The sequence below is a fragment of the Acidithiobacillus sp. genome (assembly GCF_023255755.1).
Taxonomy (GTDB): Bacteria; Pseudomonadota; Gammaproteobacteria; order Acidithiobacillales; family Acidithiobacillaceae; genus Acidithiobacillus.
Genome location: NZ_JAGDVS010000060.1, coordinates 12407 through 21684, shown reverse-complemented (window position 1 = coordinate 21684; position 9278 = coordinate 12407). Strand labels below are relative to the sequence as shown.

At 57.1% G+C, this 9278-nt stretch carries 11 protein-coding genes; all 11 read right to left on the bottom strand.

What is annotated here, in order from left to right:
- Positions 1–43: 43 nt before the first annotated feature.
- Entirely contained in the window at positions 44–1855 is a 1812-nt protein-coding gene (locus Q0C48_RS04165) for a conjugal transfer protein TrbE (RefSeq protein ID WP_291521837.1), read from the bottom strand.
- Between the two features lie 24 nt (positions 1856–1879).
- Positions 1880–2251 carry a hypothetical protein gene (locus Q0C48_RS04160; RefSeq protein WP_291521835.1) on the bottom strand — a complete coding sequence of 124 codons (372 nt, stop codon included), beginning with the start codon at positions 2249–2251 and terminating at the stop codon, positions 1880–1882.
- Between the two features lie 2 nt (positions 2252–2253).
- Entirely contained in the window at positions 2254–2637 is a 384-nt protein-coding gene (locus tag Q0C48_RS04155) for a VirB3 family type IV secretion system protein (RefSeq protein ID WP_291521833.1), read from the bottom strand.
- Positions 2638–2646: 9 nt separating this feature from the next.
- On the bottom strand, positions 2647–3018 hold the full coding sequence (locus Q0C48_RS04150; protein WP_291521831.1) for a TrbC/VirB2 family protein: 372 nt from the start codon (positions 3016–3018) through the stop codon (positions 2647–2649).
- A 65-nt stretch (positions 3019–3083) separates the two neighbouring features.
- Complete coding sequence (gene trbB, locus Q0C48_RS04145; protein ID WP_291521829.1) at positions 3084–4121, bottom strand: P-type conjugative transfer ATPase TrbB; 1038 nt, start codon at positions 4119–4121, stop codon at positions 3084–3086.
- Positions 4114–4581, bottom strand: a complete 468-nt coding sequence (locus Q0C48_RS04140; RefSeq protein ID WP_291521827.1) for a hypothetical protein — start codon at positions 4579–4581, stop codon at positions 4114–4116. The genes trbB and Q0C48_RS04140 overlap by 8 nt, the downstream gene beginning before the upstream one ends.
- Positions 4582–4639: 58 nt before the next feature.
- Complete coding sequence (locus Q0C48_RS04135) at positions 4640–5968, bottom strand: DUF3363 domain-containing protein (protein ID WP_291521825.1); 1329 nt, start codon at positions 5966–5968, stop codon at positions 4640–4642.
- A gap of 267 nt (positions 5969–6235) precedes the next feature.
- The gene (locus Q0C48_RS04130; RefSeq protein ID WP_291521823.1) at positions 6236–7009 is read right to left on the bottom strand and encodes a hypothetical protein; all 774 of its coding nucleotides are present in this window, start codon (positions 7007–7009) and stop codon (positions 6236–6238) included.
- A gap of 12 nt (positions 7010–7021) precedes the next feature.
- The gene (locus tag Q0C48_RS04125) at positions 7022–7483 is read right to left on the bottom strand and encodes a 1-acyl-sn-glycerol-3-phosphate acyltransferase (protein ID WP_291521821.1); all 462 of its coding nucleotides are present in this window, start codon (positions 7481–7483) and stop codon (positions 7022–7024) included.
- 148 nt (positions 7484–7631) lie between these two features.
- Positions 7632–8153, bottom strand: a complete 522-nt coding sequence (locus Q0C48_RS04120) for a hypothetical protein (RefSeq protein WP_291521820.1) — start codon at positions 8151–8153, stop codon at positions 7632–7634.
- 19 nt (positions 8154–8172) lie between these two features.
- Positions 8173–9278: LPD7 domain-containing protein (locus Q0C48_RS04115; RefSeq protein WP_366937000.1), on the bottom strand; the 1106-nt coding region annotated here is incomplete at its 5' end.

Below are 9278 nucleotides of genomic sequence, written 5' to 3'. Positions count from 1 at the left end.
CGCCTTTGAAGAAGGCAATACCAAACACAGCGGAAAAATCGTGCTAATCAGGAAAGCCAATGGCCGCCTTGATCTGCTCATCCTGTAGCAAAGAGCGCACGTCCGTCAGGGATCGGCCCTCTTCCTGTGATAGGCCTTCGATGGCGGTATGGATCACGTCCCGCTCTCTGGGGCGAATGGTCATGCCCTGCAATTCGCAAGCGGCTTCCAGCCATTCTTCCGCGAATACCCGTTCCGCCTGGCTCTTGTTGGTCCCGGCCAGGGGAGCAAACGTGAGATCGCTGAGCTCGCCCGCAATGTCGTAATGGGCGCCGCCCACGGCTTCGCAGAGCGCATACATGCTGCGGCCCTTGTCGAAACCGATCACGCGTGCACCCTTGTAACGCCGCCACTGAGCGGCCATGAGCGCCAGGAGGGTACTCTTGCCGGCGCCTGTCGGCCCCACAATCATCGCGTGCCCCACATCTCCGACGTGCAGATTGAAACGATACGGCGTAGAGCCCGATGTGGCTGCGTAGAGCAGCGCCGGAGCCCGCTTTCCGCCCTGCTTCATCAGCGGCGATGGGCACCGCTCGCTGCCCGCCCAAACGGAGGTCTTCGGTGACAGATCCACGAAGTTTGCCGAGTGCATCAGCGGGCGCCGGACGTTTTCCCAAGTGTGGCCAGGGATGCTGCCCAAGAAGGCCTCCACAGCGTTCGTGGTCTCCACCTTGGCGACGAATCCCAGATTATTCAGATAGCTTTCAACACTTTTCACCCGAGCTACCAGAACATTTTCATCCTCATCCCGCAGGATAACCGTCGCCGTAAAATACCCGAAACGCACCAGACTGCTGGACGCATCCGCTTTGGCTTGCTGGGCGTCGAACGCCAGGCGAACAGCCTCTGTATCTTCCGACGTCGATGTACTGGCCTCACCGGTGAATTGGGCGGATATCTGACTCCCGAGAGTGTGCCGCGCACCAAACCATGCCTTGCGATACTTGTCGATGAGCGGCAAAGCGTCCACCGGGTCCAGAAAGATGAATCGGGTGGTATAGCGTAGCGGGAACGACACACTACTCAAGCCTTCCAGAATCTCTGGGAAACCGTCTTGCGGGTAGCCGGTAAATGTCACAACCCGAATATGGCGCCCATCCAGCTGAGGTTCCAGGCCGGCCACAAAGTCATGACGTCCGATGAGCACGTCCAGATAGGCGGGGACATGCGGCGGATTGACCGGATGGCGATCGCCTGTCAGGCACTCATGAATATGCGTCAATAAATTCCGTTCATCCAGCGGCACCAATTTGCAGCGCGAACTGAACATAGAAAGAATGTTTTCAAAAGCCTGACGGTATTTGCCGATAATCGTCTCAAAGCCCATGCCCTTCGACTGTCCTTTCTTCTTAAGAGGACGGGTCACGATGGCGTCGGCCATGCCCGTCTCGGCATCCGGCGGCGTCTGCCAGGCAATCGTGCAAAAGTATTCCGAAAGATAGTGCGCGGACTCCTGCTCATATTGACCGCGGCGTTCATCATCGATGAGTTGCGATACCGGATCTGGGAAATGGCAGTCTTCGACTGGAATGTAGCCGTTGGCCGGGTACCGGATCGACGTAATATGCGCCGACCAGCCGCTACCGAGGCGCGCCAGGGCGGCATTGAGGGTGCCCGACAGGGCATTGATGTTGTTGACCGACATGGACTCCAGATCCGGGCCGGAAAAGCGAAATCCAGACAGAAAAGAGCCGTCCTTCTGCAAGGCAATGGCATACGGCCCCTTAACGAAATCGTACTGTCCCACCATAAAAGCGATGTTCAGCAAATCTGGAAGTGCTCGGACTTTTTTGCGAAATTCCTGAATGTTCAGCATCTGATGGGTTTTCCTTCGTCTTGCTTATGCGTTATCGCCGGTCTCGGTATCTACCCGCACGGACCCCGAACCATTGACCCGTATCGCCATGTTTCCGGGCAATGCGGTTCCTGCAGCCCATAAAAAAGCATATGCGGAAACTGGCCGGCCAAAAGGCACGTGATCACCCAGCAGAGCCTGGTCTGGTCCCACCGTGGACACCTGGAAACCGATGTGTTGTGCGACATACCGCACCGCCGCATCCACACTCAGGTCGTACCGCCGGGGCACCACAATGACTTTCTTCAGCGCCGCCGGCAGGCCGCGCGGCATTCCGAAAGAATGAACGGGGCGAACGACGGGCACCGGCTGTTGCGCTATAGCGGTTTCAGGGAATTGTCCAAGTGCATACCACATGATTACTTGCCCCTTCTTTTCTTGCCTTGAGAAAACAGTTTGAACGCCTGCACCACGATGCCTTCGCCCAAGCCCTGCTTTTCGTGCGGTTTGTAGCCCTTGGCTCCATCTACCGCAGCATCCGGATAAAACGGCTGATATTTCCAATGCCGCTCCAGAATCCCGAGACCTTGAGGATCGTCCTTGGCGGATCTGCGCAGAAAATACTGAACGATGGAAGCGACGACCAGCATGACGCCTAACGCCCAAGGCTGGCCAAGCATGACGCCGATACCGAGACAAATAAGCCAATTATATTGCGTCCACTCTTTTTCCCCGCCCGCCACGAGTAACGGACGGGTCAGAGAGACATGAATCGGCAACCTCCGAGTGCCTTGCGCTTCCATGTGGGCGTCTTACAGACCTACCGCATGCATGGCGATGGTCAGCAGCGGAAGATGCCCACCAATCGTAGCACCAACGAGCCCCACGTCAGTCGCGAAGTTGCCACCCTCGACCATCATTCCGCCGCCAGCGACGACACCCAGGATGGTGTGCATGGCCTTGCCGTGCTCACCCTTGATCCAGATACCGCCAGCCACCACGGTAGCCAGACCGATGAGAGTGCTGGCCAACGGCCCGTGAGTGTCCGCATAGATACTACTCAGCGGCCCATCCCAGGGCATATTGCCGCCTGCCGTATTGGCGACTGCGCTGCCAATCCCGGCAGCGGTGACGGCGGCGATCTTGGCGACGATTCCTGCAAACCGCTGGATAAATTTCTTCATGGCTTGATTCCCCTCGTTGTACAGAACAGGTAAATAGGTACCGCTCCTGCTGTGGTATAGCACCCTCATTTTTGGTATAGCGCGCGTTTTCTGGCCAAGCGACTGGGTGGGCGCTGCCACGCGGAAATATGGTCCCCCGATCGCACATCCTCCATCGCGGTGATCCGCCGTCCAGCGTGATAAGTCGGGTCGCGCTGTATCTGGATGACTAAATCCACCGCCTCGTTAATCAGTTCCTTTTGCGGTGGTACGCCGGCCTCCTGGCAAAGCTGATCCAGCCGCAAAAGTGCCGCTTGGGGACTATTTGCATGCAGGGTGGCCAGCCCCCCGGGGTGCCCCGTGTTCCATGCCTTGAGCAACGCCAGTGCCGCCTTGTCGCGGACCTCGCCGACGATGATCCGATCCGGTCGGTAGCGCAGCGTGAGCTTCAGAAGTTTGGTGAAGTCCACGCCGGAGTCCTCATAGGTCAGCATGGACACCGTGTTGGGCGCCGCGCATTGCAACTCGGCGGTGTCCTGGATCAGGACGATCCGCTGGTCCAGGCCTGACCGCTCGGAAATCGCGTGCAGGATCGCGTTGAGCATGGTGGTCTTGCCCGAACTCGTGCCTCCACTCACCAGGATGTTCTTTCTGTCCTCGACCGCGCGCATGATGTGCTCTTGCTGCCCCTGCGTGATGATGCCCTTGGCGACATAATCATCCAGCGTGAAGACCATCCGCGCCGGAAGCCGGATGCTGAAGGTGGGATTCGGCATGATGGGCGGGATGGCCCCGGCGAATCGCGCACGGAGAAACTCATCAGGCATCGCGCCCTCGACAATCGGCCTATCCCGCCCCACCGTCGTTTCCCGAAAGTGGGCCATCAGGCCAATAAAATTCAGCACTTTTGCAGGAGCCATCCGCCCCAGCTCCGTGACGCCAGATCCGCGCCGCTCCACAAGCACCTTACCGTCGTCATTGACCATGATCTCGACGACCTTTTCATCCTGAAAAGCGGCGCAGATGTCAGACCCCAAAATACGTTGCATCTGCTCAACCAGACGCGTGTGCGCTTCGATCTTGGCCTTATCGATGCCTGAGCCGGAACCAACGGCCTCACTCATCACCACTGTCCTCATCCACTGCGACCTTTTGACCCAGCAGGATCGCAATCTTCCGGATAGCCCTGGGTCGGTCCCGATCAAATCCGGTTTCCGCCACCTGCTTGATGAATCGGTCATAGCGCTGTAGAGCGGATGCACCAATAGCTTCTTTTTCATCACCGGAGGGTTCCGGCAGATGGACCAGCATCACCTTGACGAACAGGTCCAGCATAGCGGCGACCAGATCCAACTCGGCTTGCAATGCCTCGATATCCGCCCGACCGGCAAGTACAGTCGCCGCGATACGCCGCTCGAAAGCGACCAGACTGGTATCATCTTCTGAAGACGCCGCATCCATGCCGCGCATGACGTATTCCGTCGCAAGCGCCGCGTGGGACAAACGGCGGTCGGCCGCTTCTACCCGCAGCTTCTCGCCATAAGCACCGGCTACCTTGATTCGCGCAAAGACGGGTAATGCCATTTTCTAATATCCTTCCATGTGCACCCTGATGGTATAGCGGCCACCATGCAGAGATAGGTCAATTGATCTCACCAGAACCGCGGGCTTTGGCGGGCTTCTGACTGCTTTGAAGGTTCACGTCCGGTCTTGCCCTCTGTTCTTTCGTCTGAAGCTCCGCCATTTTTGCTCTTCGCAGCTGCCGTGCCTTGCTTCGCTCCAGTAGCCGGGCATGCCAATAGGCGGCAAATCCCGTGGAAGGCCCCTGCTCTGCGAGTGGCTTCCCCGCTTTTTCACGCCAGTCCAGGTCATCATCGAGCGATTGATCCGGAAGCTTCGTTTCACGCCATTTCTGATCCGGGATAGACAGTCCATATTCCGTGATCTTGGCATAAGCGATGGTCTTACCGTCTTTCTCGAAAGACCGTCCCTCGATAGCCACCAAGGCCCTGGGTTGCAGATGCTGTTGCGCCCGTTCTTTTTCTATGCCCGCCGTCTGATAAATGAGGTGCGCCTTGTTATCTACCCCTTCCACCAAAATGTAGGGTCGGTCATATTGTTCGTCGAGGCCTGTGCCCAGCACACGCCCGACGAGTCGTTCGCCGGGCTTCACACGGGTTACCACAGGCGTACAACGTGGGTCGGTCATCAACGCCCGCGCTTGCGCCACCAGCTTCGTGCGCGTCTGCAGGTTCTCCATTTCTTTGAGCGCTTTTTCCCACCCTGCTTCCAGTGCCCAGGTCATGGATCCCACCTTCTCAGCGACGCCAAACTCTTCCAGCTTTTCCATCCGCGCAATACGCAACCGACGCGCCGCCAGCTCTTTATGGGTGCCAGTCAGGGGTTCATTCATGATCGTGCGCGGGGTATGTGCCGGATCCACGCCCTGTCGTTTCGCAATATCTCGGTCAATGCTGGTGAGCCTGCGCATGCCCACCTCGTGCTCACGCGCTTTGAGGACCTCCAGTTCAGACTTGTAACCCAGCCTTTCTGTAGCAATATCTTCCGCCATACTCCGCATCCCACGCCGGATCAGATCCGGTGATAACTGGAGGCCATCCTTTCCCTGGATCATCAGATGCACATGCGGATGAGAGGTGTTGTAGTGGTCGATAGCCGCCCACTCCACCGATTTGCCGAGTTGCGCTTCAACCCGGTGCATGAATACGCGGGTATACTCTTTCAGATCCAGATCGCTTCCGTCTTCTGGAGACAAAATGACCTTGAACAGGTGCGGGTCGCCCTCCTCCTGCCACTGGTTCAAACTGACATGCAGAGAGACCTCATCCTCTCGCGCATCAAATCCTTTCCCTTTTTCGCCTTCCTTCTGGGCACCCTCGCGCTCCGCATATTTTCCGTGGGCCTGCCACTGGCCTGGCTTTTTATTCGTGACATAAGCTACCTTAACCATCGCCCGCCGCTTCGCACCCTGGTGAGCCGGTCCTTTCGACATGGGCTTTACGGGATAATGATTGCCGATCCTTGGAAGATGAAAGCGAATCTTCGGCATGGATCCGCGTGAGCGATGAACCTGATTGTGGATTCGGGAGGCCACGGGTCGCCCACGGCCCAGAGGATAGTCTTCCTCGTGCTCATGGCGGTCGTTATTGCGATCCAGCTCTCTTTGGAGCTTTGATCCTATGTAGGTTGTGGGTGTTTTTGTGCTCTTGGGCATCCACTACACCAGGAACGGGGCAGCCACGGCCAACAATAAAACAGCGAGAGAGGCCCAACGGCAATAATTGCCGTATTGCATGTGCCCTTCCGCCCGGAATTCTCTGGAAGCCAGCCAGAGAGCCCCGGCGATCACCGGCAAGAGCAGGACGCCGGCGGGTGCGGCAATCGTGGTGATCAACGCTGCGGCAAAGCCTTTTTCCGCGCCCTGCGCGTACCAGAATGGATACTTGCCACTCTCGATGATGACCCCGTACCCCATACCGAGGGCAAAAGCCACTACGGACAGAAACGCGCCCAGCAGCATTGCAAATGATAGGCGCATTTGCATGGATGTCTGGAACAGTTTGCCTACGGCGGCTTCCAGCAGAACTTCCTCATTGATCTTGGGTAACTGGATCAGGGGTTGTTGTGGTGTCGGTTCTGTTGCAAGTTCAGGAGCCACGACCGGGGAAGGTGGCGAATCATCCGGATCTTCTTCAACATCGCCACCCTGCAATAGTTGCACTTCCCGATAGATATCCTCCACTCTGGCATCGATGCCGTTGAGCCGATCCATGATGGTTGCGAGATCCGGCGGGGGTTGCGTGCTATCAGCTTCCGAAGCGGCTTTTTGTGCTGGGGCCTTCGCCTGGGCAGATTCCGCATCCGCTGTCCTGGTCGGTCGCACTTTCGACCCGGCACCGTCCGAGGAATGCCGCGCTTTTTTTGGTGCCTGAGGCTTGTCCGCGATGTTCAGTAACTCATTCAGGCCCGCCAGCGCATCGATGTCAGTCATCCGAAAAGTCCTTTACCAGGTAATACGTGGAAACATGGGCAACTCTGTTCCGTCAACAGTGAACCAGTGGTCCGCCTGCACGGTTACAGACGGCCAACGGCAAGCATGATCCAGATGAAGCTGCACCACAGGAACGCCGGGGATTTTGCGCAACAGCCACCCCATACCGGGCTGATCTGGCCGCTCTGGGTCCGATAAACCCGTGCCCTGGGGGAAGATCACGACATTTCGTCCGGCAGCCATATCCTCTAAGACCCGGCGTAGCGCAAAAGGCCGACGACCATCCATAGCCACCATCCGATGGCGGCCGACGACCCACCCGTACATTTTGAGTAGCGGCGCCTTGATGGGATGGCGCGCATAGTCCGGGTCCACAGCAAACAGGGTGTTGCGCATATTTCTTTCCCGGGCAAGCCAAAGAGCCACGGCAGGTCCGTCAAGTATCGAGGCGTGCGGTCGAACCAGAATGAGCATGATGATTTCTCTTGTGATCGTCTTCCGAAGCTGCCTTGACCAAAAGCGGCTTCGGAAGACGCCGGGCTTCCCATCTCCGGCGTGTCAGTTTCGTATTAAAGAAAGCGGTTGCTATGAGGGTATAGCGGAGGCATTGCACCTATGCCGGTTACATCATTGCTGTTGGTGCCGGCAGTGCCAGGATTGTCACCGTCTTCTGAATCATGCCGAATGCTTCCAGTATCTTCATAACGGCGGCCAGATCCCGGCCCAGTTGGCGGCGGCAAAGTTCGGCGGCACGGGTGGTAACACCAATGAGCGCACATTCCCACACCGCCAACAGATCTCGCACCATCCCTTTTATGCTTGCCAAAACCTTATCATCACCATCACCGGCGCCTGGCATCGCATTTTTCATCGCTTCACCAACCGCTGCCGTTATCAGAATCCGCAACGCCGCTTTCAGTGGCTGATCGTGCGGTGCGGCCATCCAGTCCGACAAATGTCCGTGGTCCCTCATCACGATGCCACACTCCTTCACCGCCTCAGCCACACGAACACCGTCGGTACTGGCCTGTAGGTCAGTCAGCAATTGAATACGGGCAGACAGCAGGTCGTCTTCACCGAGCGATGCCATCGGCTTGTGCTCGACCGCGTACAGAACAGCCAATACGTCCAGTTGCCGGATCATGTGGCGTCCCTTTAACCAGCTAGCCAATTCCCAGCCCTTGCCCTTTGTGCACTTCCTTACTTTTCGACGGAGCCATGTTACCGGCCTGCAGCGCTTTCTCTCTGAGCTTCAGTTCACCAGCCATTACCCGGGCATATTCCTTCTCGGCATAGTGACCGGCAGGCTCCAATTTAATGCCTTGCTGGACAGCCTGTTTGATGGTCTCATCCACAAACGCCTTATTGCCATAGATTCGAACAGGTTCTCCGAATCGTTCCCGCGCAGCCATCAGAGCCGTAGAAATGGCCTGTTCCCGCTCATCTTTGCCGCGCCGGGTAATCGCCAGGGTGGCTCTGCGGGTGACCGCGATCTGGTCGCCATGGTCTTTCACGTAAGGTGCGCCCCTACGGGATGTCATGAGAATTTCAGGAGGGGATTTGCGGGGATACTTCAGGGCTTCTGGCGCAGATCGATTAGGCGATGTGTTTTGCGCGAACGGATCCATAGGCGACGATTCCGAAGCTTTGGCAATCTCCCCGATTTCTGCAGCGATATCTTCTGCCGGGGCTTTCAGAACATCAGGCGCGTGCAGAGGCGGGGCTTTTTCCTGAATGGCCTGCTCCTTGGGCAGGACGCTGACCGCATAGCTGTTGCGCTCAGCATCTATCCATACTTCCTTGCCATCATCGTCCTTGGTTTGAACCCGAACGCTCTTTTTCCCTTGGTTTTCCAGCGTGATATATTCCCCTGCATTGGCCTCTGCATCTTCGAATGCACACTCCAGGTCCACTCCCCAAATTACTTTTTCTTTGCCGACGTGGTCGATCACCCGTGCGTAATAGGAATCAGATTGCTTGTCGTCAAACTGGTAGGGGCTTGCACCATGTTCCAGAAGATAGAAAGCCCCTTCCTTGGGCAACTCAATCTTTGATTTGTCCACAGGTACTGCCGGATTTGCTGGGGAATCGACCACCGGTTCCGTTTGAGTTTGTTCGGCGGACTTATCGACTGCCGAACTCAAAGAATGTTGCCCGCCAATAGGTTCAACAGAAGCATTCCCGTCCCCCATATGAAAACGCACTTCGCTACCCAGTATTTCACCGCCGACTGCGGGAAGATTTTTTACGGCTTCCATATTGGCTTCAC

Coding starts and splice junctions, on each gene's coding strand:
- Q0C48_RS04120 (WP_291521820.1), bottom strand. CDS start 8,153: ATGATCCGGCAACTGGACGTATTGGCTGTTCTGTACGCGGTCGAGCAC.
- Q0C48_RS04155 (WP_291521833.1), bottom strand. CDS start 2,637: ATGGAAGCGCAAGGCACTCGGAGGTTGCCGATTCATGTCTCTCTGACC.
- Q0C48_RS04135 (WP_291521825.1), bottom strand. CDS start 5,968: ATGGTTAAGGTAGCTTATGTCACGAATAAAAAGCCAGGCCAGTGGCAG.
- Q0C48_RS04165 (WP_291521837.1), bottom strand. CDS start 1,855: ATGCTGAACATTCAGGAATTTCGCAAAAAAGTCCGAGCACTTCCAGAT.
- Q0C48_RS04160 (WP_291521835.1), bottom strand. CDS start 2,251: ATGTGGTATGCACTTGGACAATTCCCTGAAACCGCTATAGCGCAACAG.
- trbB (WP_291521829.1), bottom strand. CDS start 4,121: ATGAGTGAGGCCGTTGGTTCCGGCTCAGGCATCGATAAGGCCAAGATC.
- Q0C48_RS04125 (WP_291521821.1), bottom strand. CDS start 7,483: ATGCTCATTCTGGTTCGACCGCACGCCTCGATACTTGACGGACCTGCC.
- Q0C48_RS04140 (WP_291521827.1), bottom strand. CDS start 4,581: ATGGCATTACCCGTCTTTGCGCGAATCAAGGTAGCCGGTGCTTATGGC.
- Q0C48_RS04150 (WP_291521831.1), bottom strand. CDS start 3,018: ATGAAGAAATTTATCCAGCGGTTTGCAGGAATCGTCGCCAAGATCGCC.
- Q0C48_RS04130 (WP_291521823.1), bottom strand. CDS start 7,009: ATGACTGACATCGATGCGCTGGCGGGCCTGAATGAGTTACTGAACATC.